Genomic DNA, 26,101 nt, shown 5'->3' with positions numbered 1-26,101 from the left:
TCATTATTTCGTGCTGCCTACGAAGAAGGTCGCATACTCGCGGTCACGCTCCTGCGTTCTCACAATAATCGTGTACCAGCCCGCTTTCGGGAAAGTCACTTTATACTGGCCGCTGACCAGCTGCTGGTAAGTGATTTTGGCGGCAATGGACTTCATTTGTCCTTCGCGGTAAAGTCCCGGCTGATAGAGAATATCGAAGGTACCTGCCTCGTTGACTTTATCTGCTCCCGCCACTTTCATCACGTTGTATCCGGTGACCTTGAAGGTAATCGTATTGCTCTCAAACAGGGCCGACTCTCCGGAAGAAGCCGAAATCAGCACATTGTCTCCGAAAATAAGCAGTCCGCCATCCTTCACAACAACCACATCCTGATAGGCAACATTGGTATTGCCCACCTCATCTGTGGCCGTATAGGTCACGCGCTGGCGTCCGGGCTTCTTGAGATCCAGCCCGCTGACAGCGACTTTAATGCTGCCCGGGGCCGACACATTATCGGATACCGTGTAACCGCCGAGATCGGTGCCAAATACAAAATCCTTCTTGTTCTGGACAATCCCGACCACTTCCTGCTTCAGTGAAAGCTCCGGAGCCTTGTTATCCAGCCCGGTAATAGTTACCGGGATCTTGTTGGCATTTCCGAGCGCATCTGAAAGGGTGGCTACCGCCGGGCCATTGCTCTCGAACAACCGTGTGTAAGTGAATGTTCCGTCTGCCCCGCTGATCTTGTTGCTGTAGGTTCCACCGTTTGGCATAGGCTTCAGCCCGGAGAACACCATATTTGGCGCGGCGGTTTTGCCGGTAATCGTTACCTTCACCTTGCCCTGCGCATATTTTTTGCCGCCTATTGTAACAATCTTATCGGCTGCCAGCGCTTTGCCGTCTTCATCGACGAAGGTATACGCAATATTCTCTACCTCCGGCGGGGCAGTGACGATATGGGTCACATTTTCTTTTATAACGGTTGTGTTGCCATACTGGTCTGAAACGGTAAAGGAAACCACACCATTCTGCGTCATGGACACGGCTTTATCCTGGCTGGTGACAAAGATCTGCTTGGACGAATCGTCCGCCTTCTGCACTTCAAGCGTTACCCCTGAAGAGAGGACCACGTTGCCGTTGCTGTCCAGAAGCGTGCCGAATCTCTTGCTTCCGTCGGTGCCAAACTGATAGGAACGCACCACTTTTACCTTAGGCGCTTCCTTGTCGATGATGTTCACCACAGCCTCTGCTGAGCCGGTATTTCCGGCCGCATCCTTGAATTCGAACGTAAACGTCCCGTTGCCCGTAAAGGTATGCGTCATCTTGCCGTTATTGTTAGTGACGATAATATCTTCCGAAGGCTGGTCCAGAATCGCTGTAACATTGTTATTGGTTGGCAGAGATTGAGAATACTTCACAGTCGCTCTCGGAATCGTCCCATCCACATTTTTCACTACTACATAAAGGGTATCTGTGCGTTTGGCATCATTCAGATCAAACAGCTCAAAGCTGTAAAATCCGTTCTCCTTAACGTTAAAAGAATTACCGGTCCGTACCAGTATGGACGGATTGGATTTGGACAGCATCACCTTGATGCCGGCCGGCAAGCTGATATCGACGTTCACACCAGCGGCCGCATTGACCGGCCCGTTGCTGCTCAGGGTGGCCAGTGCGTATACCGGAGCTTCATCCGGCAGCTTTCCGCTGACATCCACCTTGAGCGGATCACTGATTTTGCCGCCCGGTGTTCTGTATTTCACCATTACATTCAGCTCCGAAGGGTCGCCCGACGGCGCCTTCAAGGAGACAAAATTGGTATACGGACGCCAGTTCACCCAGGTCAGGCCATTGTCGGAAGAGACCGAATATTCATACCCCGTCTTGTCTTCCGTCTCCAGACTCAGCTTCACAATCGCCGTGTATCCGTCCTCTGTATCCCCTGACAGAAAGACCAGTGCGGATTTCGCTTCAGCGGGCGGCGCCTCTTTGGAAACGGCAGATATCTTGAAGCTTCCCTCAGGACTGCTGACAATTCCGTTGCCGGCACCGTCTACTGCGTAGACATACAATCTGTAATCTGCAACTTCGCCTGGGGCGAGCTCTTTGGATGCCGTAAGCTTGGCACCATCCAGCAAGACATTCCCGCTGTCAGGAAGCTTGCTCCAATTAGGCGAGCTGCTGTCCGGTGCAGCTGCACCATCCTTGAGCCATTGATACTTGCCGGTTAGTCCCTTTTTGCTGTACAGATCCTCCACCGATACTTTTACTTCTACAGACGGAAGCGGATAAGACACACCATTGCTGTCAAAACCGACCATTGGCGGCGTATTGTCGAAATAATAGGCTTTGGTATAGTAATAGGATTTATCGCCTTGCTTCACGATCATATGAATATACTGCGTGCCGTTCAGATTCGTATTGGCCGGAATCAGATAGCTCAGCATCGCTGGATCTTCCGGCGCTTTCAGCAGCTTGGCTGCGTCTTTCCCGGGCGCAGCTGTTGGCGTGGCTTGCGGATCAGCATCCGCCTCCGGCTTCGGCGCAGCCGTTCCAGAAGGTGCTGCGCTTGCTTCCGCCGATGGAGCACCTGTAGCAGCCGGAGCATCCGTTGCAGTTGAAGCAGGTGCTGCGGTTGAAGCAGCTGTTGCCGCCGGCGTTTCCGTTGCCGGGGCCGCTGTTTCCTCAAGCACCACAGCAGCCGCTTCTTGAAATGAACTTGCCCCCAAGCGGAGCGGGCCTGACGCGAGCAGCTTCGCCATAGCGAAAGGCCCGGCCGCCACGCTTGCTCCCGTTCCACTCAACGCATCTGGAGCGGAAGTTGGTGCCGGCATCCCCGATGGCTGCGGCGTGACTGCCCCGCCGCCTGCACCCGTACTTTCACTTGGCGTTGGCTGCGGCGCAGCCGACCCGCCGCCGGAACCCGCGCTCCCGCCCGGTGCGGCCGTTGGCTGAGGCGTGGCTGTGCCAACCGCAGAGCCTGTATTTTCAGCTGGAGCTGGGCTAGGAGTCTGAGTTGGAGTCGGAGCAAGCAGAGCTTCCCGTGATTCCAATGGCTCAATTGATGACAGCTCCGTAAACGCTGAATCTCCCGGATGATTTGAATTGCCATCGATCGCATAACCTACGAAATCCGGTTTAATCCCGCCAATCCGGAAAGTGACATCATGACTTTGCTCATAATCCGGGTTGGATGCAGGAGTGAACTCTGCCGGAATACTGTCCTGTGAATTGACTGTAATCAGGTTTTTGGTAGCTGTGTCCACAATCTCATTGCCCGCTTTATCAACAGCCTTTAAATACAGCCAATAGTTCCCGTCCTCCGACACATCCTCATACGTGGATTGGGTGACGGTGGAGCCCGAATATGCAGCGGCCTTCCACTCATTTTCTACCGGTTGGTTGCCTTCCTTCACCCACTGATATTTCACATTTCCGACCCCGCTGTGCGGGTCCTGCACCACGGCGGATACCGTCACATTGTTGGTGTTGTTAGTAGAACTGCCGTCATCTTTAGTTATAGCAGGTGCCTGGTTATCCAGCTTCAGAATGCCTACTTCATGCGTCCAGTTGGAATCATCCTGCTTGAACAGATCCAGCGGCCAGGTGTTCAGATCGCCATACTGGCCAACGGCTTCAAGCGCTTTGTTATCGGCATAGAAAATTTTATCGTCTTCGGAACCCGGGGCTTCCGCAATCCAGGCATCATATTGCGCCTGATTAGCTGCCTTATATTTTTTCATCAGTTCATACTGCATCAGCTCACGGGCAGTATCCCAGGTCATGTCTGCGGTCCAGGTATGCAGATACCATTCTCCGCTCATTTCCGGGGTGAACGCTTCCGCCGGAGGCGTCAGCAGATTGGTTTTGTTGTTAGCCACCGAGAGCTTAATATTCTGGAACGCGCCTGGATACAGCTCCTCGGACGGCTGTTTCGCAGCCAGGGAATAACGCTTAAGGGCTGCGTAATGGTCCTCAGCTTTGGAAGCGAACGGGTCTTCGCTGCTGCGGCTCCACAGATAATACACCAGACCTACCGACGGCGAGGTTTCACCGGTCATATTGGACGGGCGGTAGATGCCCCGGCTCGGTCTTTCTTGATTCTTATCCTCAGGAATCGGATCAAGATTAGGCACTCTTACCGCCGGATCGTTAGCGTCGATCGTCACTTTACCTTTTTTCTGGTAGGTAGTATTGCTGCCGCCCCCTGCTTCATAACGGTAGCCAATAACCGGCTTCGTGTTATCAATCGAGAGATTGGCGTTGTCAATTTTGGAATATACTTTGGAGATATCTCCTGGTTCTTCCGTTAACGAGTGATTGCCGTCATAGTTGGCCGGCTGGACCAGCAGGTTCCCCGCGTAGTCCTGAATGACATTGATATCACTGCTGTCGCCCTTGCTGTCATTCGAAAGTGCGATCACCTTCAGCAGCGGGGCTTCGACGTCTGTACCCCCAGGCACGGTCATGCTGAATTTCCAGTTTTTCGTATTGGAGCCGCCGGTATAATAAGCCTTCATTCCATTGTTGAAATAGAGGAAGGTCTTCTTAACATCCCAGCCCTGCTTCACAATGGCTTCTTCAGTCATCTGTACCGTGAAGTCGATGACATCTCCTTTGTTCAAAGTGCTTCCGGTCAGAATCTCCGGCTGAATCCCGTTTCCGACCTTCGTATATTTCGGACGCACCGCATCGACAATGACACGGTAGCCGCCATGGTTGTAATCGAAGGGATTCACGTTTTTCCCCTGCACTTGCACGTTGCTGCCTGAGCTCCCTACATTCGGGAAGCTGATCGTCGCCAGGTTGCCAGCCGCATCCGCGAGTCCGGCATCCTTGAACTTCTCTTCCAGCGTCCGGTCGATCAGCGCGCCTCCGGCAGTCGTTCCCGTGATCTTCGGCTCGAGCGGAAGATTGCCGCTGGAGTGATACAGCTTGCCTACATATTGAAAAGCGATTTTGTCGTAGTATTCTTTGAGGTTATTTTTGTTATAGGTTGTGTTCTCCAAATACTGCTGCTCCCCGGCAGCGGGAAGACCTGTCTCCGGTTCACTTACGAATAACGGCTGTTTGAAGAACGGTTCCGACAGCAAGGGAGTTAGCAGATTCGTCGGACTCACCGGCTCGCTGAAGTTGTAGGAGAGCGTGATATTCTCTTCCTTTTTAACAAAAAGCTCCTTCTGCTTAATCGTCTCGTTCATTCTCTCCACGCCATTGCCTGTGAAGGTGTAGCTGTTCAGAACAGGGCGCTGGAGGTCTTGGAATTTGAGGTAGAAGCCGCGGACGCCTGCCGCTTCGCCATCATCGTCGCCTTCACCGTACACCATTACTTCAATTATGGAATTCGGCTTAATAATAGCGGAGGCAGATTTGTTATATACATTGCCTCCATTGGCCGAGTAGGGAAGAATGTTAACTCCATCTACCCATACCCCGATATGGGATACCCGAGTCCAGCCAAATCCGCTATGGTATCTCAGGACATTGAATCCAGTGAGCATCTCAGCATGGCCGCTTTTTGCCATCTCACGCAGGATCGGGTTATCAGCTACATTGACCTGGAAACGAACGGTCGCCTCGTTATCATCTACACCGGCAAAAATATCACCTTTGGCCCAGTCATAACGTGCGTCCTTGTCTGTTTCAGTCTGCGTAAACCCTTCAACCTGGTTATTGTAAAAGTTAACGAATGTATTCTCCGCAGGGTAGGACAGATTCCCGACATGTGCCCCGCTCTTAAACACCACTTCGATATCCTTACCCGCAGCAGCCGCCTGGCCGCTCCAGGAACCGGGTATCAGCGACAGCAGCATACTGAGGATCAAACTTAACGCGGTGTATTTCTTCGCTCTCCTGCTCATTAGCAATGTGATGCTCCCCCTTATTCGTTCATCATTTTTCGCCCGCCGCCTGACATCGAATTGCATATTCCTGCATCTCCTCTATGTCCCGCGCACTCTCTCCTTTCGGCTCCCATTCCGGCGGACAAAAAACACTAGATTCAAACTGCCTATTTTTTCATATCTGCAATCCATACTAACAGGCCGCTCTAAACAAACTCTTAACAAATCTCGACAAAATCCGTTTCAAAAGCCCTAAAAAAGGGGTAATGTGCTTGCTTACGAAAAAAAACCTGATTTTTTTAAAAAAATTGATCTGAAAAACAAAAAAGCAGCGTCCGCAGACGCCGCAAATTTACTTTTAAATTATCTTTTTCCAGCCGCAAAAGAACTTTGACCGCCCTGTGAAACTTATAAATGTTAGCGATAGTCTCAGCAGAGGGCCATTATGACTCTTGAATTATTATCTCTTCTTCCTTAATCAAATCAAGTGGTGCATCATTCTCATCGTTGTAAAAGTCATCCCAAAAATATTCTCTGGCCAATGAAATTGGAATGAACATAAATATATCGTCATTTTCTTTATATGGAATCCAGCGCGATGGCATTTTGTTCGAAGTAACCTCAAATAATTTAGAAGGATAAGGTAGTATGATACCATCATCTCCTCTGAGTCTATAAATGACAAAGTCACCAATAGTACTACTGAAATTAGACACTTTGCTATTATAAACCTCGATTGACAAAACCGGGTATTCTTTACCTAAAGTCAAATTAGTAAAATGTCCTTGCTGAACTGGTTTCTGTATACTTCTACACATGATTCCTTTTATCACCTGTCTACTTATTAAATTTTACTTTTCATTTCAAAAGTTGATGCTTCCCCCAATCACTACTGAAGATGCGCGGAGAAAACTTAAAAGGCTTTATCAGACCAGTCAGGATTAACATTCCTTCTCACGCTTATCCTGGTTTTGGACCAGCTACCAATCCAAGTGGAAAAAGTAAACTTAAATCCCTCCATCCCGCTTCCCCACCAATGTTAAGTGGAAAAAGGACAACTAATTTGCCCCATTCGCATGCTTACCCATGAATTTGTTCATTTTAAGTTTACTTTTTCCCACTATTCCCTCTTCAAGAGGCTTTTTGGCTTCATTTAAGTATACTAATTCCACTTCAACTTCCCCAGCTCTCCCACTAAAGGAAACCTCAGTTCTAATAAAATAATTATTCTTTCAAAAAAAAAGCAGCACCTCCAGGCGCCGCTCCAATTCCGCTCTTCTAAGAACTTCTCTCTACCTACAGCTCCCCTTACTTCCCCACCGGAGCCCGCCCAATAGCCGCGCCCACCTGCTTAAGAATCTCAGACATCGAAGCCGGGTCATTCACATCATAATCGTCGATGTTCAGGCGCAGCACCGGGCAGGCGTTGAATTCACCAATCCACTGCGAATAACGGCCGTGCATGTGTTCCCAGTAGGAGACATCGGTCTGGATTTCCATTTCGCGTCCGCGTTCATTGATGCGGGTCAGGATCGAGGGCAGGCTGCCTTCGATATAGATCAGCACATCGGGATGCGGGAAATACGGCGTCATCACCATGGCTTCATACAGGCTGGTATAGGTGTCATAGTCGGTTTTCGACATGGTCCCCTGATCGGCATGCATTTTGGCAAAAATACCAGTGTCCTCATAGATCGAACGGTCCTGCACAAAGCCGCCGCCCAGCTCAAACATCTTTTTCTGCTCCTTGAAGCGTTCGGCCAGGAAATAGATTTGCAGATGGAAACTCCACCGCTCAAAATCATGATAAAACTTCTCCAGGTACGGGTTATGATCCACCTGCTCCAGCGAAGTCTGGAAGTTCAGCTGTTCCGCCAGGGCGGCAGTCAGCGTCGATTTACCGACACCCACCGTACCGGCTACTGTGATAATGGCATTATCCGGAATGTTGTATGCGTTCATTTCATTAGCTCCTTTAGCTGTGAGGCGACTCTGGTGAAGTCTTCCTTGTTCTCTACAAAATCAACCTGATTCCCATCGATGGTGACGATGACCGTGGACGGTTCGGTAAGAGCAAGTGAAGCCATAGCTGCATCATAATCCTCGATTAACTGCTGCAAATAGGCGGGGGCGATGTCCTCCTCGAATTGGCGTCCGCGCTTCGCGATACGTGCCAGCAGGGTGTCCAGATCTGCACGGATGTAGAGAATAATATCCGGCTTCGGCAGATCATCAGTCAGCACATGATAGATCTCCCGGTATTTTTCCCGCTTCGTTCCCTTTAGAGTACGCTCGCCAAAGATCAGATTCTTATAAATATGATAATCCGATATCACCGGTTTACCTTTATTTATGTACTGGTTCACGGTATCTTCAAGCTGCTTGTAGCGGTTGCACAGAAAAAACATCTCAAGCTGAAAGCTCCAGTCGTCCATATTCTGATAGAACTTGTCCAGGAACGGGTTCTCCTCAACAATTTCTTTAATGACCGGCAGCTGCAATTCTCCGGCCAGCATGGTTGCCAATGTGGTTTTACCGGCCCCGATCGGGCCTTCCACAGCGATAAAAGGTGCATGTTTCATTAACGCTGATTTCCTCCTCAAATATGGACATTGCCGGTGAAGCTCACTACAATTTGATCTAAAAACAGACTAAACTATTGTATCACAGGAGAGCTGTGTATGAGTGTTTTAATTGTGGAGAAACCTTTCGGGGTTTAGAAGCGTCTACATGTAATATAATGGGTAATCCGTTATTGCAGATTATAACAATCATCGAAATGAGAGGGAACACTTATGAAAAAATGGACACTCTTCTGCATTACTCTTCTGGGGGTAAGCCTCGTTTCCGGCACAGCTGCCTCCGCTGATACAGACACAACATCCGCCTCCAGCATTAAGTCCTTCGGGACAGACTGGCTGACCAAAACCGACGGCAGCTTCTGGATCTGGGATTACAACCAATCTGTCCCCACACAAATTCCCGGGCTGACCGGTGCCAGCGCTTCCTATAACGGCGGCCTGGCTGTAATGGAGGATCACACGATCAAGCAATGGAGTAACGATTATTATAATCCGGTTATAACCGTTAAGCCGGTCAGCGGATTAAGCTCTATCCAGGATGTGCTCGACTGGAATGGCACGCTTGTCGCAGATGCCGCCGGGGCGGTGTATACGAAGGTCAGAGCGGACGATTCTCAGCCTCAAAGTGAAGTAACCTACACCCCGGTGGCAGGCATAGACAATGTGGCGGACATTGAAATATATACGGAGGAATATTCGGATTCAATGAGGTACCGGCATTTGTTTCTGAAAAAAGACGGAACCGTCTGGAGAGACAACGGGGAGCTGCAGGAGTTCGAGCCTATTCAGAACCTGCATGATATTGTGCAAATTGCGGAGAACTATGCCTTGCAAAAAGACGGGACAGTCTGGACCTGGCCTGCCGCCTTTGCAGAAAAGAATCCTCCGGCAAGCGCTTCGGCTGCCTCCAAATTTGCCGCATTAACCAATATCCAAACCCTTAAACACGAGCAGAGGTCCACGCTCGCCATCGACAAGCAGTCCCGCCTGTGGTTCTGGGGCGGTACGGTAACCGGTTATTCAGACGGCTGGACGTATGCGGATCACCCCGATCCCGTTCTTATAACCAGCATCCGGAACGTCAAGGATGCTTTTGTTGTCGAGCATTCGCTAATCGTCCAGACGCTTGACAACAAGGTCTATTCAACATCCGTCGCCCGGGATGCCATGCCGGCAAATCCAAGCTTTGTGCTGCTCGCCTCGGATATTAATAATATCAAGAACGGCGGAAGGCATATGATTATGCAGAAGAAGGATGGCAGCCTATGGGGCTGGGGTGTGAACAAAAATTCGGAGCTTGGATATGGGGATTATGAATTCATGCATGATACCCCTGTCCCTGTGCAGAAACCAATCGCTGTATCTCTGAATGGGGAAAATGTACCCCTTACCGCCGGAGTGATTACCCGGAACGGCCAAAATTTCGTCCCGCTCCGCTCGCTGTTCGACAAGCTTGGGGCCGAAATCGGCTTTGATGGCACAAGCAAGCTGGCGACCGTGACGCGCACCAACCCAAGCCTTCCGGCACTTAAAATCAGTGTCAACGCCAAAAATGGCCAGACCACATTAAATGGCCAGGCCGTAACGCTCGAGAACAAGCCTTTTACCGTAAACGGAACCCTGTACCTGCCGCTGCGCTTCATCAGCGAGAAGCTGGGGGCAACGGTGGAATGGCTGCCGAAGGAAGAGCGGATCTCTATAACCATGAAATAAGCAGCACACAAAAAGCGAACCTGGTTCCCGCTTGTCGGGGACAGGTTCGCTTTTTGTAATAATGCTTGCAGGTTCAGGTTCATGCGTCTCTGTATCCGAGACTCTCTCTAAACCGGCTGGCTTTCGGTTTTATTTAAGATAAACGGTTGCTAAAGTCCTGATATTCAAACTCCCGGATCACCTTAAGGCCCTCTTCATCGTTATACGAAGCGATGGCCGGCAGGTTCACGCCGTTGAACATATGGTTCTTGACCATGGAATAATGCGCCATGTCGAGGAACACCAGCTTGTCGCCGTATTTGAGCGGCTCCTTGAAGGAATAATCCCCGATGACATCGCCCGCCAGGCAGGTCATGCCGCCGAGTCTATACGTATACGGGTATTCCCCCGGCTCTCCTGCGCCTATAATACCCGGACGGTATGGCATTGCCAGCACATCCGGCATATGGCATTCTGCCGAAGTGTCCAGGATGGCGATATCCATCCCATTGTGCATGGTGTCCAGCACGGTTGCTACCAGATACCCGGTGTTCAGCGCAACCGCCTCACCAGGCTCCAGGTAGATCTGCACATTATAGGTTTCTTTCATATGGAGAATGCACCGGATCAGCGTCTCCAGGTCATAATCCGGACGGGTAATATGATGTCCTCCGCCGAAGTTAAGCCATTTCATGCCATGCAGATATTGTCCGAACTTCTCCTCAACCACCTTGAGCGTACGCTCCAGTGTGTCGGAGTTCTGCTCGCACATGGTATGGAAATGCAGGCCGTCAATGCCGTCCAGCTCTTCCGGCCGGAAATTCGGCAGCGTGACACCCATGCGGGAGTAGTTGTAGCAAGGATCGTACAGCGGCACTTCAATCTCGGAGTACTCCGGATTGACGCGGATGCCGCAGCTGATCGCTTTGGGCGCACTCTGAACCCGGTTCTTGAACCGGGCCCATTGGTCGAATGAATTGAATACAATATGATCCGTATAGCTGAGCAGTTCATCGAACTCGCGGTCCATGTAAGCAGGTGCATAGACATGCACCTCTTTGCCCATTTCTTCATACCCGAGTCTGGCTTCGAACAAGGAGCTGGAGGTCACTCCGTGCAGGTATTTGCCGACCAGCGGATACAGCGCGTGCATCGAAAATCCTTTTTGCGCCAAAAGAATCTTGGCCCCGGTCTTCTCCTGCACATAGTTCAAGGTTTCCAGGTTCTTCTTCAGCAGCCGTTCGTCAACCAGATAGGCAGGCGACGGAAGCGTGCTGATGTCAATATCTATATCCTTCATTGCCTTACGCCTAATCCAGCAGCGTTGGCGAGAAATCTTCTTGCCAAGGCAGGCCGTGTTTGTTCAGTGCATCCATGAATGGGTCCGGATCGAATTCCTCCACGTTATATACGCCCGGTTTCTTCCAGATGCCTTTTATAATGAGCATGGCTCCGATCATTGCAGGTACGCCGGTGGTGTAGGAAATGGCCTGGGAGCCAACTTCTCTGTAGCATTCCTCATGATCGCAGACATTGTATACGTAATAAGTTTTTGGCTGGCCGTCTTTGGTGCCCTGGATAATGCAGCCAATGTTGGTTTTGCCTTTGGTTCTTGGTCCGAGAGAAGCCGGGTCAGGCAGAATTGCCTTCAGGAACTGCAAAGGAATAATCTCTTTGCCTTCATACACAATCGGCTCGATGGAGGTCATGCCTACATTTTCGAGCACCTTCAAGTGAGTCAGGTAGTTCTGCGAGAAGGTCATCCAGAAGCGGATTTTCTTCACGCCCGGGATGTTAACAGCCAGGGATTCCAGCTCTTCATGGTACAGCAGGTAAATATCCTTCGGACCGATCTCCGGGAGATCGTAGACTTTCTTTTCGGACAGCGGCGGCGTTTCGATCCATTCGCCGTTCTCGAAGTAACGTCCGTTGGCGGTGATTTCACGAATATTGATTTCAGGATTGAAATTGGTGGCAAACGGATAACCGTGGTCGCCCGCATTGGCGTCAACAATATCAATGGTGTGGATTTCGTCAAAATAGTGCTTTTGCGCATACGCTGTGAACACGCCGGTTACGCCCGGGTCAAAGCCGCTGCCGAGCAGCGCGGTAATTCCGGCCTTTTCGAATCTTTCTTTATACGCCCACTGCCAGGAATATTCGAATTTCGCTGTATCCTGCGGTTCGTAGTTGGCGGTATCGACATAGTGCACTCCCGTTGCCAGGCAGGCATCCATAATGGTCAGGTCCTGATATGGGAGAGCGACATTAATCACGACATCCGGCTGGAAGCTCTTGATCAGTTCGATTACCTCATCCGTGTTATCTGCATCAAGCTGCGCCGTAGAAATCTTCGTCTGGCCTCCGGCCAATTTATCTTTCAGAGCTTCACATTTCGCGAGGGTTCTGCTCGCTATGCAGATCTCTTCAAATACATCCGGGTTCTGGCAGCATTTATGAACAACAACGCTTGCTACACCGCCAGCGCCAATAATTAACGCTTTTCCCAAAATTGATTACCTCCTAAAAGTTTTGTCAGCATTGCTTCATAAGAATAGCTTCGTACAAAGCTTGCTTCGGAAGCATTTGGCTATTCCATTTGAAAAATCAACAAGGCTGATTATACAGAATGCACAGCAATAAATCAATAAAAAACGACAAAAATTGATGCCAAGACTGTAAAATCTTCTGTTTTTCCTGTTAATACTCCGGAACGCATGGAAATACACTGAAATGCTCCGTTTTCCTGCGAATTGATCTTCAAACCCCAGCGTGTGTCAAAGCACGATAAAAAATGGAACTTGACGGACCAGGACAACTAGACTATTGTATCACAGCAGCTGTCTAGTTCATAATACATTTTCATCATCCCGTACCTGACCCGTCTGATCTTGCCTGCCTATCCTGTCTGTTGCACGGCGCAATATATTCTTTTACCCGTTTTCCTTCCTATAATAACTGTCATGCTGCTAATAACTGTCATGCTGCCGCCGGCCGCTGTTTCACCAGAATCTTCCGGTCATTGTTTATTATATGTAGTCTTGTTAATCCAATACCCGTCATCAAAACGGTGAACGTCCCAAACCAATGCGCAAAACAAATAATAGCCCGCTGCCGCCGGAATAGGATGAGCTTGGTCATTTAATAAAAGGCACTTTTTCTTTTAGCCAAACCAAACATCCGCGCCGTTCTTCACTGGACAACGCAGCCGTTGTGGATCTAAGTATAGCGTTGCTTAGGGCCTTCATATGGTCCTTGCAGCAATGCCAAGTGGAAAAAGGTTAACTAATTTGCTAGAGCATCCTGTGTTCGACAGATGAAGTGGAAAAAGGGACACTAATTCAGCTCCTTTCGCTCCTACCGAAGGAATATGGCCCAATTAAGTTTCCTTTTTACACCTAAATCTCAGAATTTTTGAATTTTCGGAAAAATAAGCTCCATTTTTCCAACTAGCGTCCTGCGAAGAAGCGGGTGAGCAAGCGCTAGTTGGAATGAGAAGATCCACAAGCGGAAGTAATCATATTTTCCTATACAACAAAAAAAAAGGCCATTCCTTCCGTTCCTGGACAACGGGGAATAGCCTTGAAAAATCACCTGGATGATAAACGCCTAAATTTGCAGAATAGTCTCTTTGCCGTCTGTACCGCCGCTCATGGTGCAATTGCCCAGAACCAGCCAGCAGTTAACGTCGTCCACTCCTTGTACTGTGCCCTCAATAAGATAGCGCGGGTACAGATAGCTGTGATCCACTTGGGAACGGACCGGCTCATATGCTGTCACCGCATAACCTCCGTCCGATAAGGCAATATGAATGCCATGGATCGAAAAAAACATAATGGCACCAGCCACCCGCCTGCCTTCAGGATACCTCTGCCTGACCCGGTTCCATTCCTCCTGGTAAGGTGCCATGGCCTTGGCCCAAACCGCCTCAAATTCCGCAGATTCGATCGGGATATCTCCCTCCATCCACTCAACGGACTGGTCCGTTAAGTAAAAATCCGGGCTGCCGGACACACGGCAGGCCCCTTCTTGCCGGGCAACAATCTGCCGGTAAGCAGTCTGCTGCCCGTCAATTTCGAAATACCAAATCTCATCATCAATAACAGATTTTAAATATTGGATGGTTTTCCTCTCCTTGCTATTGCCCAAATCCTACCCGTGGACGCTCACGCTCTTTCGTCTCCACAGCCACAGCGCGGATCGAGGTAATGGGAATGTACAGCACCTGATATTCGGTACGATATTTGACAAACCGCTCGTCGATTTCCTCCAGAACACCGCCTCTTACACTTGAACCATCCAGAAAATTCATACTGACCTCTTGGCCTTTTAAAGCTTCCAGCATTTAGAATCCGCTCCTCTGCTTACAGTTTGGTAATGACCTTGTCAATAATGCCGTATTCCAGCGCCTCCTGGGCCGACATAAAATAATCCCGGTCCATATCCTTCGCCACCTTCTCCGCCGGCTGTCCCGTGCGTTCTGCGCTGATCTGCACCACCTTTTCCCTAATCTGCAGGATACGGCGTGCGCTGATGGCAATGTCGCTGGCCTGGCCCTGAGCTCCGCCATGCGGCTGATGGATCATAATCTCGCTGTTCGGCAGTGCGTACCGTTTGCCGGTTGCTCCGGCCAGCAGCAGAAGGGAAGCAAAGGAAGCCGCAAAGCCGGTGCAAATTGTACTGACCTGCGGTTTGATTACCTGCATCGTATCATAAATGCCGAAGCCTGCGGTAGTCGAACCTCCCGGGCTGTTGATATACATCTGGATATCCTTATCCGGCTCGTCTGCCGCCAGGAACAGCAGCTGGGCGATGATGCTGTTTGCGAGCTGGTCGTCGATGGCCGCACCTACGAACACAATCCGGTCCTTCAGCAGCCGGGAATAAATATCGTAGGAACGCTCCCCCCTGCTTGTTTGTTCAATGACATAAGGAATTACGCTCATGTTCATGCCTCCTTGAGTAGCTTTGGTTGATACCCTGTAAACGGATGGGGCCCTGCAAAGGATACGCCAGAGTTCCCCGCAAAATAACTGTGAAGACAGCGTATCTTTTACATTGTGCAGATCGTTTATATAATAGAGGCAACAGAAAACCCAGGATGAGCAAAAAGGAGATGATCGCAGGTGTCGATCCTTGAACCATACAGCACCGCCGTATTAATGGATGAACAAAGTTACCCGCCGCTTCGCGAGGCTCTGTTCAGGTATTGCCTGTCGCTGACCCGCTCCCGGGTTGAAGCCGAGGACTTAGCCCAGGACACCTGGACCAAAACGCTTGCTTATAAAAAATTCGCAGACAGCCCGAATCCCGAAGCACTGCTGCTGCGGATTGCCAAAAACACCTGGATTGATGCCATGCGGCGTAAAACCTCGCTTGGACGTGTGCTGGAACACACGCAAGCTGTGGCGGCGCTCGCTCAAGGCCAGATGTCCGGTCAAGCACCGGAGAGCGGACGGTCTGAGATCGAGATGGCTTTTCAGGCGCTGATCCGTCATTTATCCCCGCTGCAAAGAACGGTTTTCGTAATGCGCGATGTGCTTGATTACCCGGCAGGTGAAACGGCAGAAATGCTTGGCACCACCGAAGGAGCCGTCAAGGCGGCGCTGCACCGGGCGCGTCAGGCACTCGGGGCGGTCCGCAAAGAACTCGCGGAGGATGACGGCCCTGCGCAGCCGCAGGACCTGGATTTCCGGATTTTGCTCCAGGCGCTGGCGGAATCCTATGAAAAAGGCCAGCTTCCCGTCATGCTGGAGCTGCTCCGCCGGGAGACAGCGGCGGAGATGACGATGGCGGTCAGCAGCGGCACTGTGCAGATGCTGGGTTTTGGCGGGGGAAGTTCCGGCACCAGCATGATGGCTGGCGGGATGGCGGGCCTGCGGATGGCAGCGTAATATGCGGAAAATGGTTATTTTTGATATGACTGTACTTTCTGCAATAGAATGCTTAAGTTCTGAATAGATGGATCATTTATAGCGTGACTCTGTTTAAGAAGGAGTGTATAACGTGAGGAATATACTTGTACTCGGGGGAACCCGTTTTTTTGGCAAACGGTTGGTGGAACGCCTGTTTCAGGATGCCGACACCCAAGTCACGATTCTTACAAGAGGAATCACAAAGGACGGCTTTGGCAGCCGTGTGAACCGGCTGAACGTGGACCGCACGGATGCCAAGGCACTTGCTGAAGCAGTGAGAGATACGGTGTGGGATGTGGTCTATGACAACATCTGTTTTTCTCCCGATGAGGCGGCTGCGGCCAGCCGTATATTTGCGGAGACCGCCAAGCGTTACATCCTCACCTCCAGCCTGTCGGTGTATGACCCCGGACCCGGAATTCTCCGCGAAGCGGATTTTGATCCGCTGTCCTTTCCGCTGCGGCTTGGCGCTAAGGAAGATTTCAACTACCAGGAAGGCAAAAGACTGGCGGAAACGGTACTCTTGACGCAAGCTGCTTTTCCGGCCGCTGCGGTCCGGTTTCCGATTGTGCTCGGTACGGATGATTATACGAAGCGGCTGCATTTTCATATTGAGCATGTGCTGGAAGGAAAAGCTATCGGCGTACCGAATCCGGGGGCGCTTATTTCGTTCATCCGTTCCGATGAGGCGGCGGATTTCCTGTACGGGCTGGGCTTCTCCCAGCTTGCAGGGCCTGTGAATGCCTGCTCGGACGGGACGCTTGCAATCGGGGATATCCTTAACATCATCGGGCAGAAGACAGGACGGGAGGCGGTGGTTCTAAGCGAAACAGCTGACCAGGATATGTCGCCGTTTGGAATCGAAGAATCCTGGTACATGGATACAGCAAAAGCCCGCGGGGCGGGCTTTCAGTTTCTGAAGCTGGCGGAGTGGTTCCCGGAGCTGATCGGGGAACTGGCAACGGAGCTGAATGCTTCACTCCGCAAGCGCGAGTAGCGGACCTGTCTCCTCACTCTCAGCTCTGGTTTCTTCCATAATAAGCAGTTGACCGGCCGGGGCATCCGCTCCGGTCTCTTCGGCGATTTGGAACACATTAATTTCCCGGAACAGCTGCTGCGAAATTTCATTGATCTCCACAGCCTGCCGGGCAATATCACTGATCGCCTGATCCTGCTGGGTGCTGGAAGCGTTGACCTCTTCCACGCCCGCTGCCGTCTGCTCGGCTACAGCCGCTACAGAATGCACAGATTCGGCCAGCCGGGAATTGATGTGCCGGGTCTGCTCCACCTTCTGGTGAATTTGCCCGATCTGGCGGCTGATCCCGGTAATGGATTCGTCAATGGCTTCGAAGGAAGCAAGCGTCTCCACCACCTGGTGGTCCTGCGCCTCCAGGTTTTTTTTGGTCCCCAGCATATATTTCTGGAAACCCGCCATGCTGTCCTGCAGCTCACTGATGATCTTACTGATATGTATAGAGGAATCGTTCGTCTGCACAGATAAATGCCGGACCTCGTCCGCGATGACGGCAAAGCCTTTGCCCGAAGCTCCTGCCCTTGCTGCTTCAATGGCGGCGTTCAGGGATAGAATATTTGTCTGCTTGGAAATTTCCGTAATGGAATTAGTGATGCGCGAAATATCGCCGGACTGCTGAACAAGCGTTTCCAGCGCCTCATATACCTTCGTGATGGAATCCCGGGAATGCCGGGAAATCTCCCGGAGTGCGGTAACCGTATCTGCGCCTTTGCGTGTATTCCGATTGGCCGTTTCACTCGTTGAGAGCATCATATCCGTATAATCGGTAATCTCCTGAACCCCGCGTTCCAGTTCCTGCAGCAGCACCGTACTCTGTTCTGACTGCACCGCCTGCTGCTCCGCCCCCGCGGAAATCTCCTGGATGGTGCGAAGAATATCCTGATTGGTATGGGCGGTAATAGTGGAGGATTGCTGAAATGAGTGCGAATAATCCGCCAGGGAAGAGGCCGCATTTAAGGTCTGCCGCAGCATGTCGCGCACCCGGCGCACCATATGATCGAAATGGTGGCTCAGCCGGCCAAGCTCATCGTTATAGGGGGAGTTGATCTGCTGCCGCAAATCTCCTTCGGCAATCTCCCGCAGGGCTGCCTGCAGCTTACCGACCGGCGACACAAAAGAGCGGATCAGCAGCCAGCCGAGCAGCAGCATGAACAGGAATACTCCCCCTGCCGCATAGATGACAACTGAAACGGTCTGGTCCAGCAAAAGAAAAGAATAACTCTGCGCCCGCTCGGCATTATCCGCCGCTGCCGCATACAGCTTGCCGTTCGTCTCCAGCATAGACTGGCTCAGTGCCAATGCCTTCGTATGTAATTCATCCGTCCGTTCCAGTACCGTCAATGGATCAAGGCTGTCGTCTTCCAGGGTCTGAACCAGTTGATCCATGGTCCCGTTATATTCTCCAGTCTGGGTCCGCAGCAGTTCAAGGATTGTGAGTGCAGGGGTTGCGGCCTCAAAATGTATTTTGGCCATTTCCCGGGCAAGCTCCTGCTGCTTGTCCTCAAGCGGGGCTGCCAGCTCCGGATCATTGGCTTCAGCAAGCGCCGTTTCAGCACGGTTCAGTTCCTGCAGCAGCTTAGTAACCGTTGAGACAGTGATCCTGTTTTCCATCTCCGTTTTTTGCTTTTCCATAGAAAGCTCCACTTGTCCGATCTTATTTCCTTGGTACACAGCCACGCCCAGAAAAATAAGCGCAATGACCAGAAAGCTTAAAATCAGCTTCCATTTCATAGAAAAGTGCAGCGGGTTTCCCTTCAAGCGAATCATCCCTTCATATCAAGCTTCAACATACAATAGGTATATTTTACTAACACACTCATTGTAGAAGCTGGATATTAAATGCCCTCTTCACTTTTGTATGCGGACCGTAAAGAATCTGTTGCGAAAATGTTAACACGAAAGAGGCCTCCCGGCTATCTGACCGCAATCCGGTTCAGGAAACGGTTCATAAGCAGCGGCAGTGAAATAAGGATCGGCGGGTCGTCCAGTCTTGGGGGACGCAGCGTTACCTGCTGATGCGGGACCAGCGAGCCCGGGCCGACGTGGATCGGAGCCCTCGACCGGGTACGCAATGTGGAATGGGGAAGCATGAAATCCAGCGTCCGCGTTCCCCAGGAAATGGAGGTGGCAAGCAGGTAATAAGTCCCGGGCGCCACATGATCGAAGTGAAAATGCCCCAGGGAGGACAGCAGGGTGCCGTACAGGGGCAGCCCCTCGGGGATGGGTTTGGCGAAGAGCCCAATTAGAATAACCCCGTCAAAAGGAACCTCAGCGGAAATCGTTCCGTGTACGGACGAAGGCAGCCTGCTGATGGGATAAGAAGACCGCCAGTCCTGCAGCTTCCTCAGCGAGCTCATCTGATCTCCGGCATACTGGACCGAATTGCGGAACTCTGCCGGAGACATCCCGACCCTGGCGGCGAAACGGGACGTGAAGGTCCCGAGGCTCTGCTGCCCGATCTCCAGCGAAATATCGCGGACGGTAAGTCCTGTGCGCAGCAGCAGGTCCTTCGCCCGCTGCAGGCGGTGGGAAGAAACATAATACAGCGGGGAAAGTCCGGTCCGTTCTTTGAAGATGCGGGCAAAATGATAAGGACTGTAGCCGGCGTAGCGGGCCAGGCGCTCCAGCGGAAGATGATCATACATATGCTGGTGAATATAAGCGATAACGCCGTCAATCTCTGCAAACCGTTCTGTCACTGTAAGGTCCACCCTTCGTCGGGGATTGATCTTAAGAACGTAAGTTCGCATAAATAATATCACAAATTCTAAATAATTGGAACCAGAAAATTGAAACCGCTGCAGTGCAGCATACATCCAAAAAAACACCGCTGACCGGAATCAGCGGCGTGCTTAATATATCCAGTGCAGGAGCCGGCTCTTTCCCTTAGAGCTGGCCCAAAATTTGAATCCCCTTCACGATTTGTTCATCTGAAGGCGTAGAGAAATTCAGTCTGATTGCGTTGCAGGGCTCACCCGGATCAACAAGGAACGCTGTTCCCGGAACGACAGCAACCCCGTGTGCCGCTGCCTTTTTACAATAATCCAGCATCGTTATACTCTGAGGCAGCTCGCACCATAGAAACAATCCCCCATCGGGCCGGGTAAATGCCATTGAACCATCTGTATATTGCTTGATGCTGTCCGTCATCAGGGTGCATTTTCGGAGATAGACCTCCCGGATCTGCCGGACGTGGCCTGCGTAATCGTATTCCTTCATGAACTTGTACGCCAGAATTTGCGGAAGCATTGCCGTATGCACATCCTCCCCCTGCTTGGCAACCACCATCTTTTGAATGATTTCATCCGGGGCGAGAACAAAACCCACGCGAAGGCCGGCGGACAAAATTTTGGAGAACGATCCCACATAGATCACCAAGCCTTCATCATCCAGCGATTTGATCGTCGGCACGTCTTCCCCGCCAAAGCGCAGCTCTCCGTAAGGATTGTCTTCAAGAATGACAACACCATGCTTTTTAGCCAGCGTATAAACCGCTTTCCGTTTCTCCAGGCTTGTTGTGATTCCCGTCGGATTCTGGAAGCTTGGAATCAAATACAGCAGCTTTACATTGGGCTCTGTCTTCAGGGCATGCTCCAGCCTGTCAAGACTGATTCCGTCCGGTTCCATCGGAACGCCAACCAGCCTTGCGCCGGAAGAGCGGAATGAATTGAGCGAGCCAATAAAGCTGGGACTCTCACAAATAATCGTGTCGCCTTCATTGCAGAATACTTTGCAAGCCAGCTCAATCCCCTGTTGGGCACCGGATACGATGAACAGGCTGTCTGCATCTTTTCCCGTATTAAATCCTGATCTTAAATGATCAGTCAGCGCCTGACGGAGGGGGGAATATCCCTCTGTTATCCCGTACTGGAGCGCCGTCACCGGGTCTTGTTCCAGAATGTCTCTCGTAAACGACCGGATAGCTTCGATCGGAAAGGTCTCCGGGGCCGGATTGCCTGCAGAAAACGGGATGACATCCTGGCCCGATGTCGCTTTCAAAATTTCTCTGATAATGGACGGCTGCAGTGCCGCGATACGGTTGGAAAAAGAGTAATTCATGTATGTACCTCCTCTGGAGCTTGAATAAACTTTTGGTATCAGTATAACTTACTTGGCATACTTAATCCTACCTTAAAGTCGATCCAGCCCTAAGAATGAGGACAGAAATCCTTGACTGGTTCATTTTCCGCAAGGACGGATTCGCTATAGGTCTTTAGCTGCTTACCCTTTCGTCTGTGACAGCTGGATGGCCCGCTTGCACACTTTCCTGAAACTCCCTCCGGTAGAACCACCCGATCAAAACAGCAATTGTCGTCATAGCCGCAGCCAGCAGATACACTTGTACCATTCCAAAGCGGTCTGCATACCATCCCAAGAACAACAATGATAAGCCAAAGGCAAGGTTCGTGAGCACATCAATGCCTGCCATCACTTTTGGGAGCTGAGCAGCCGGAGCGCTTGTCTGCAGCAGGGTACGGCGAATAATTCCAGCCATTTGCACCGGTAAACCTGAGACGGCAAAAAGAACAAGCGCAGCAGCCGGGATCGTATTAAGAGCAAATACTACTGTAATCAGCACATACACAAACAATGCTCCAAGCATGTACAAAAAGCTGTTCTTTTGCAGCCGTTTAACCAACCCGACAACAAGCACCCCGCCTAGAATCGTACCGGAAAAGAATGAGGCATTCATGAACCCCCACCAGCTTGCATCCTTATGCAGCACCTGAGTCACATACGCCAGAATAAATACACCAAGCCAGGAAGTTCCTCCAATGGTATCTATGCTGTCCACGATCATCAGAGAACGAATGCGGCGGTTATGCCAAATAATCCTCCACCCTTCCCCAAGTTCTTTCCAATACCCTCCTTTGGATTCGGCTGCTGCCGGACGGGCAGCGGATGCAGGAGATTCAGAGCCTGATTTCTGATGATCCAGCGGATCACGAATGAATGAGGTGACGGTTGCAGCCACCAAATAACAGCAGGATGCGATCAGGAGCGTATTCAATGTACCGAGCCAGGCTACAATAATCCCGCTGAGCGCCCAGCCTGCACATTTAACGACTTGATCACTGACTGCCGTCAAGCCATTGGCGCGCATGAGCCCCTCACCGGCGGCTAAGCGGGGGATCAGCGCATTCCGCGCCGGATTGGTCCAGCCATCCAGAAACGACATGCCAAACACCAGCATAAAAATAAAAAGAAACGACCTTTGCTCAGGCACGGCCCGTAAATAAAGCAGCAGCAGCGTAAAAATGATAAACTGCCCAAGCTGGGAGAACAGCAAAATCCGCGTGAGCCTGAACCGGCCGAGAATGATAGGTGCAACCAGCCCGCTAACCACTTGGGCAGACAAACGGAACAACGGAATTAAAGTGGTCTGCATTAGAGAGTTGCTGGAGCTGAACACCAATACCGTTATACTCAAAATGTAGATAATATCTGCGATATTAGAGATCGTCTGAGACCCCCACAAATAATAAAAAGACCGCTTAATCAAAAAATCTCTCCTCTCTTTTCCATCGTGATTTTCGCATTCCTTAACCAAACTTACCTTTTAATGTTCTAACTGCCGCATATGTAAGTTTAATACATTCTGCATAAACCCTTAAATTCCCTTCTTTTGTTTATAAAGGAAATTCAATTGCCAATGACATTACCGAAGCAGCACCTGCGAAGGCTCTCCTCTGAAGGAAAAGCCAAAAACAAAGAGCAGCGGCTCTCCAGTAAAGGGAGAATCACTGCTCTTAAGAATCCGATAGGATATGAAGTACCCAGTATATGAATTAATTTCGCTCTTCTTACGGGTTTACAGCTTTGTAGGCAGCCTCGTATTCGGATATGATACGTTTACGCGTTCTCCACCGTGCCTTCTTCCATGTACATGGTTTCCCACAGATGCCCGTCGATATCCTGGAAGCTCCAGCTGTACATGAATCCGTGGTCGACCGGATCATTATATTTCTTGCCGCCTGCGGCCAGCGCCTTGTGCACCAGCTCGTCCACCTCTGCTCTGCTGGAAGCGGAGAAGGCCATGATGACTTCAGTGTGGCTGGAGGTGTCGGCGATTTCCTTGGAGACAAACGTCTTAAAGAACTCTTTGGTCAGCAGCATGGCAAACGTGTTGTCGTTGATGATCAAACATGTGGCGTTCTCATCGGTATACTGCAGATTGAATTCGAAACCAAGTGCGGTAAAAAAGTTAATCGAAGCCTGCAGATCATTTACCGGCAAATTGACAAAAAGCTGGCCTGCTTTGAATCCCATTCTCTGATCACCTCTGCATTTATTTGAGTGTTTACCGCCCGATTATAGCATGAAGCAGCAGCAGGAGTTTCTTCCCGATTGCTGTACTTCTTGAAATTGACTAGGGTGAGGAGTAACCTAAAGGTGAAGCAGCACAGGCAGCGCCGGTTTTTCCTTCCTGCTTTATCAAGAGAATTACAATCCGCTTGAGCATTATCCAATCTCTTTTAACATGAAGCCTGTATGCTGAGGGTAACTACGATCAAGAGGGGTGAAATGAATGCCGAACATTTGGATGCATCTGGAATATGGGCAGCAGCTGGCGGACGAATTCAGCCGTGATTTCCCTTTTCTGGCGGAGAGGAAAAACCGTCCTGAGCTGTACCACCTGGGCTGCCAGGGACCGGATTTCCTGCTGTACCACAGCTTTCTGCCCTGGAAAAAGGATACCCGGGCCATTCGCCTCGGTGACCTTATGCACACGGAAAACTGCGGGCCTGTACTGGTTGATTTCTGGCAGCGGGCCTTGGCCCTTCCCTTCCATGAGCTGAAGGACGCGCAGCAATATTTTCTGGGCTTTCTTACCCACCATCTGCTGGACCGCAACCTTCATCCCTATATCAATTGGAAAGCGGGCTACAAGCACCGAAATCACCAGCGTTTTGAGATTGTCCTTGACACTTTGTTCATGAAGCGGCGGAAACAGCTGGATACCTGGCGGCATGCAGCCTGGAAAAAAATCAATGTGGGCTCCCGCCTGCCCTTCCCGATCCACACGATTCTCCGCGAAACAGCGTCAGACTGGTATCCCGAGTCCCGGCGCCTCCCGTCTGAAATCTGGCATGAGGCATACCTCGACATGATTTTGGCGCATAAATGGTTATTCGATCCCAAGGGGTGGAAGAAATCGCTGCTCAGGGGCAAGGCCCGCCGCTTGTTTTCACAGCAGCTGTCCCCTGCCGAAGAGAAGCTCGATTACCTCAACGAAAAACACGGCGAATGGCGGCATTCGGCGCTCTACTCCGAGGTGCGGACGGAAAGTGTCTGGGACCTGTGGGAGGAAGCGCTTGCGGAAGGCCGGACAGTGCTGCGTGCTCTGGCTTCGTGGCTGAACAGTACGGTGCCGGCCGAAGCTGCCCGCGCGCTGGAGCATTTCAAGCAGGTGCTGGGCGACCGTTCCTACGATACAGGCAAAGAGTGCAGCAGCAAGCTTAAGAATCTGTATGCCGAGCCGATTTGGGAGGCAGGTATCATCTCGTAAAGACGTAAGTGTATGGCATAAACCATCCATATAGGACATACGCTGGACAGATCTCCGCTGGGAGGTCTGTTTTTTTCATGCTGCAGCCGCGCAACACCTGCCGCTTCCGCAGCGGCAGGTGTCAAGAAGCCCTCTCTGTGCAAAGCTTATTTATCTCCGGGCAGCACTGAGTCCGTGGAGAGCCATTCAGCGGTTACACCTCTGCTGCCTCATGTGCCGGAATATGCGGCGGAGCTGGCGGGACCGGCGGATCTCCGTCCTGCAGCGCGTCCTGCTTCCCCTTCTCCACATCGAGCTTCAGCACAATCATAATCCCCAGTCCGAAGAACAGCAGCAGGGAGAGAATGCCAAGTCTTGGATTCCCGGTGAGCTGCCCCACCAGCCCAAAGACAAACGGGCCGAAGATCGAAGAAAATTTGCTGGTAATGTTCACAAAGCCAAAAAACTCACCGGTGCGCTTCAGCGGCATCAGATCACTAAGCAGGGAACGGGAAATCGACTGGCTTCCCCCCTGAACCAGGCCCACCATAACCGCCAGGATATAAAAATGCACAGCCCGGGTCATGCCGAAGCCGAGGATTACAATCAGCACATAGATGAAAAGCGAGACCAGAAGCATCCGTTTGGCACCTAGCCGTTCTGCGGTTTTGCCGAGCAGGATCGTGCTTGGAAAACCGACAAACTGCGTGATCAAGAGCGCCAGAATCAGGTCGCTTGAGCCGATCCCCAGCGTCGTTCCATAAATCGTAGCCATTAGAATAATCGTGTTAATCCCGTCATTGTAGAACCAGAAAGCAGCGATCAGCCGGACCAGTTGCGGATAACGCTTGATGTCACGGGTTGAACCACCGATTCTCCGGGCGGCTGCCCGAACGTATCCGCCAGCACTTAAGCCGGCGGTCTGCCGGGGAAGATTAGGCACACGGCGGATAGCCGGAATGGAGAAAATCAGCCACCACAATCCGACACTTACAAAGGAGAGCCGTGTTCCTGCAGGCGTATCCTTCATGCCCAGCAGCTGCGGCTGTTGAATCATCAGCAGATTGACCGCCAGCAGCACCCCGCCGCCCACATAACCAAGAGCATAACCTTTAGCGGAGACATCATCTCTTTTCCCGGAGGGCACCAGGTCTGGCAGCATCGAGTCATAAAAGGTCAGACTGCCGGCAAATCCAAGCGTAGAGAGTACCAGCAGCGCGGAAGCGAGCAGCCAGTCCCCCTCTCCGACCAGGGCGAAGCCCATTGTTGAGACGATGCCGAGCAGTGCAAATGCCGTCAGAAAGCTGGTTTTCCGGCCCGACAGGTCGGAAATGGAGCCGAGCAGCGGCGACACCAGAGCGACCAGCGCCATCCCGATGGCGTGAGTATACGCGAGATACGAAGCTGCCGTATTTTCACTTAGGCCACTGGCCGCCACCGAACTGTAGAAGATTGGCAGCACCGCTGCCAATACCGTTGTCGCATATGCTGAATTTGCCCAATCATACATAAGCCAAGCGCGTACCGCAGATTTATTCATGATCGTCATTTCCCTCTCGTGTAACCAAAA

At 51.2% G+C, this 26,101-nt stretch carries 19 protein-coding genes; 4 read left to right on the top strand and 15 right to left on the bottom strand.

The window, feature by feature from the left end:
- Window positions 1–3: 3 nt before the first annotated feature.
- The 4 genes from PRIO_RS12080 to PRIO_RS12065 form a co-directional block, all read right to left on the bottom strand.
- Complete coding sequence (locus PRIO_RS12080; RefSeq protein ID WP_046502499.1) at window positions 4–5,838, bottom strand: hypothetical protein; 5,835 nt, start codon at window positions 5,836–5,838, stop codon at window positions 4–6.
- Between the two features lie 425 nt (window positions 5,839–6,263).
- Window positions 6,264–6,653: a hypothetical protein gene (locus tag PRIO_RS12075; RefSeq protein WP_231869870.1), complete on the bottom strand. Its 390-nt coding sequence runs from the start codon at window positions 6,651–6,653 to the stop codon at window positions 6,264–6,266.
- 475 nt (window positions 6,654–7,128) lie between these two features.
- Window positions 7,129–7,782, bottom strand: coding sequence for a deoxynucleoside kinase (locus PRIO_RS12070; protein ID WP_020433599.1), 654 nt, complete (start codon window positions 7,780–7,782; stop codon window positions 7,129–7,131).
- A complete protein-coding gene (locus PRIO_RS12065) occupies window positions 7,779–8,402 on the bottom strand; it encodes a deoxynucleoside kinase (RefSeq protein ID WP_020433601.1) in 624 nt (207 codons plus the stop codon). The genes PRIO_RS12070 and PRIO_RS12065 overlap by 4 nt, the downstream gene beginning before the upstream one ends.
- A 213-nt stretch (window positions 8,403–8,615) precedes the next feature.
- Here PRIO_RS12065 and PRIO_RS12060 point away from each other — a divergent pair, with 213 nt between their 5' ends.
- Window positions 8,616–10,115, top strand: a complete 1,500-nt coding sequence (locus tag PRIO_RS12060) for a stalk domain-containing protein (RefSeq protein WP_046502493.1) — start codon at window positions 8,616–8,618, stop codon at window positions 10,113–10,115.
- 133 nt (window positions 10,116–10,248) lie between these two features.
- Here PRIO_RS12060 and nspC read toward each other — a convergent pair whose 3' ends face one another.
- From nspC to clpP, 5 genes are all read right to left on the bottom strand, one after another.
- On the bottom strand, window positions 10,249–11,385 hold the full coding sequence (gene nspC / locus PRIO_RS12055; protein WP_407944493.1) for a carboxynorspermidine decarboxylase: 1,137 nt from the start codon (window positions 11,383–11,385) through the stop codon (window positions 10,249–10,251).
- 19 nt (window positions 11,386–11,404) lie between these two features.
- Window positions 11,405–12,604: a saccharopine dehydrogenase family protein gene (locus PRIO_RS12050; RefSeq protein WP_020433605.1), complete on the bottom strand. Its 1,200-nt coding sequence runs from the start codon at window positions 12,602–12,604 to the stop codon at window positions 11,405–11,407.
- Window positions 12,605–13,703: 1,099 nt separating this feature from the next.
- Entirely contained in the window at window positions 13,704–14,243 is a 540-nt protein-coding gene (locus PRIO_RS12045) for a hypothetical protein (protein WP_020433606.1), read from the bottom strand.
- Complete coding sequence (locus tag PRIO_RS12040) at window positions 14,233–14,439, bottom strand: hypothetical protein (RefSeq protein ID WP_020433612.1); 207 nt, start codon at window positions 14,437–14,439, stop codon at window positions 14,233–14,235. Before PRIO_RS12040 ends, PRIO_RS12045 begins: the two co-directional genes overlap by 11 nt.
- Before the next feature lie 19 nt (window positions 14,440–14,458).
- The gene (gene clpP, locus PRIO_RS12035) at window positions 14,459–15,046 is read right to left on the bottom strand and encodes an ATP-dependent Clp endopeptidase proteolytic subunit ClpP (protein ID WP_282705084.1); all 588 of its coding nucleotides are present in this window, start codon (window positions 15,044–15,046) and stop codon (window positions 14,459–14,461) included.
- 174 nt (window positions 15,047–15,220) lie between these two features.
- On the opposite strand from clpP, the gene PRIO_RS12030 reads away from it, so the two are divergent.
- Together PRIO_RS12030 and PRIO_RS12025 are read left to right on the top strand one after the other, a co-directional pair.
- Window positions 15,221–15,988 (top strand): RNA polymerase sigma factor, encoded by a 768-nt coding sequence (locus tag PRIO_RS12030; protein ID WP_020433614.1) that lies wholly within the window; start codon window positions 15,221–15,223, stop codon window positions 15,986–15,988.
- A gap of 112 nt (window positions 15,989–16,100) precedes the next feature.
- Window positions 16,101–17,006 (top strand): NAD-dependent epimerase/dehydratase family protein, encoded by a 906-nt coding sequence (locus PRIO_RS12025; RefSeq protein ID WP_020433615.1) that lies wholly within the window; start codon window positions 16,101–16,103, stop codon window positions 17,004–17,006.
- On the opposite strand, the gene PRIO_RS12020 is transcribed toward PRIO_RS12025, so the two are convergent.
- From PRIO_RS12020 to PRIO_RS12000, 5 genes are all read right to left on the bottom strand, one after another.
- Window positions 16,986–18,773 carry a methyl-accepting chemotaxis protein gene (locus PRIO_RS12020; protein ID WP_167345614.1) on the bottom strand — a complete coding sequence of 596 codons (1,788 nt, stop codon included), beginning with the start codon at window positions 18,771–18,773 and terminating at the stop codon, window positions 16,986–16,988. The genes PRIO_RS12025 and PRIO_RS12020 overlap by 21 nt on opposite strands.
- A 182-nt stretch (window positions 18,774–18,955) precedes the next feature.
- Entirely contained in the window at window positions 18,956–19,687 is a 732-nt protein-coding gene (locus tag PRIO_RS12015) for a helix-turn-helix transcriptional regulator (protein WP_046506787.1), read from the bottom strand.
- Window positions 19,688–19,928: 241 nt separating this feature from the next.
- Complete coding sequence (locus PRIO_RS12010; protein ID WP_020433623.1) at window positions 19,929–21,101, bottom strand: aminotransferase-like domain-containing protein; 1,173 nt, start codon at window positions 21,099–21,101, stop codon at window positions 19,929–19,931.
- Window positions 21,102–21,255: 154 nt separating this feature from the next.
- Window positions 21,256–22,545 carry an MFS transporter gene (locus tag PRIO_RS12005; RefSeq protein ID WP_020433628.1) on the bottom strand — a complete coding sequence of 430 codons (1,290 nt, stop codon included), beginning with the start codon at window positions 22,543–22,545 and terminating at the stop codon, window positions 21,256–21,258.
- Window positions 22,546–22,895: 350 nt separating this feature from the next.
- On the bottom strand, window positions 22,896–23,312 hold the full coding sequence (locus tag PRIO_RS12000) for a VOC family protein (RefSeq protein WP_020433630.1): 417 nt from the start codon (window positions 23,310–23,312) through the stop codon (window positions 22,896–22,898).
- 259 nt (window positions 23,313–23,571) lie between these two features.
- On the opposite strand from PRIO_RS12000, the gene PRIO_RS11995 reads away from it, so the two are divergent.
- Window positions 23,572–24,552 carry a zinc dependent phospholipase C family protein gene (locus PRIO_RS11995; RefSeq protein WP_020433631.1) on the top strand — a complete coding sequence of 327 codons (981 nt, stop codon included), beginning with the start codon at window positions 23,572–23,574 and terminating at the stop codon, window positions 24,550–24,552.
- 193 nt (window positions 24,553–24,745) lie between these two features.
- On the opposite strand, the gene PRIO_RS11990 is transcribed toward PRIO_RS11995, so the two are convergent.
- A complete protein-coding gene (locus PRIO_RS11990) occupies window positions 24,746–26,071 on the bottom strand; it encodes an MFS transporter (protein WP_020433635.1) in 1,326 nt (441 codons plus the stop codon).
- Window positions 26,072–26,101: the final 30 nt, after the last annotated feature.

The sequence above is a fragment of the Paenibacillus riograndensis SBR5 genome, assembly GCF_000981585.1.
Classification (GTDB): domain Bacteria; phylum Bacillota; class Bacilli; order Paenibacillales; family Paenibacillaceae; genus Paenibacillus_AQ; species Paenibacillus_AQ riograndensis.
This window is presented reverse-complemented; position numbering and strand designations above follow the sequence as displayed.

Bases quoted from the DNA above. Each gene is read 5' to 3' on its own strand.
- PRIO_RS12080 (WP_046502499.1), bottom strand. From the start codon at position 5,838: ATGAGCAGGAGAGCGAAGAAATACACCGCGTTAAGTTTGATCCTCAGT.
- PRIO_RS12010 (WP_020433623.1), bottom strand. From the start codon at position 21,101: ATGAATTACTCTTTTTCCAACCGTATCGCGGCACTGCAGCCGTCCATT.
- PRIO_RS11995 (WP_020433631.1), top strand. From the start codon at position 23,572: ATGCCGAACATTTGGATGCATCTGGAATATGGGCAGCAGCTGGCGGAC.
- PRIO_RS12020 (WP_167345614.1), bottom strand. From the start codon at position 18,773: ATGAAATGGAAGCTGATTTTAAGCTTTCTGGTCATTGCGCTTATTTTT.
- PRIO_RS12000 (WP_020433630.1), bottom strand. From the start codon at position 23,312: ATGGGATTCAAAGCAGGCCAGCTTTTTGTCAATTTGCCGGTAAATGAT.
- PRIO_RS12040 (WP_020433612.1), bottom strand. From the start codon at position 14,439: ATGCTGGAAGCTTTAAAAGGCCAAGAGGTCAGTATGAATTTTCTGGAT.
- PRIO_RS12015 (WP_046506787.1), bottom strand. From the start codon at position 19,687: ATGTATGATCATCTTCCGCTGGAGCGCCTGGCCCGCTACGCCGGCTAC.
- PRIO_RS12070 (WP_020433599.1), bottom strand. From the start codon at position 7,782: ATGAACGCATACAACATTCCGGATAATGCCATTATCACAGTAGCCGGT.
- PRIO_RS11990 (WP_020433635.1), bottom strand. From the start codon at position 26,071: ATGAATAAATCTGCGGTACGCGCTTGGCTTATGTATGATTGGGCAAAT.
- PRIO_RS12060 (WP_046502493.1), top strand. From the start codon at position 8,616: ATGAAAAAATGGACACTCTTCTGCATTACTCTTCTGGGGGTAAGCCTC.
- PRIO_RS12065 (WP_020433601.1), bottom strand. From the start codon at position 8,402: ATGAAACATGCACCTTTTATCGCTGTGGAAGGCCCGATCGGGGCCGGT.
- clpP (WP_282705084.1), bottom strand. From the start codon at position 15,046: ATGAACATGAGCGTAATTCCTTATGTCATTGAACAAACAAGCAGGGGG.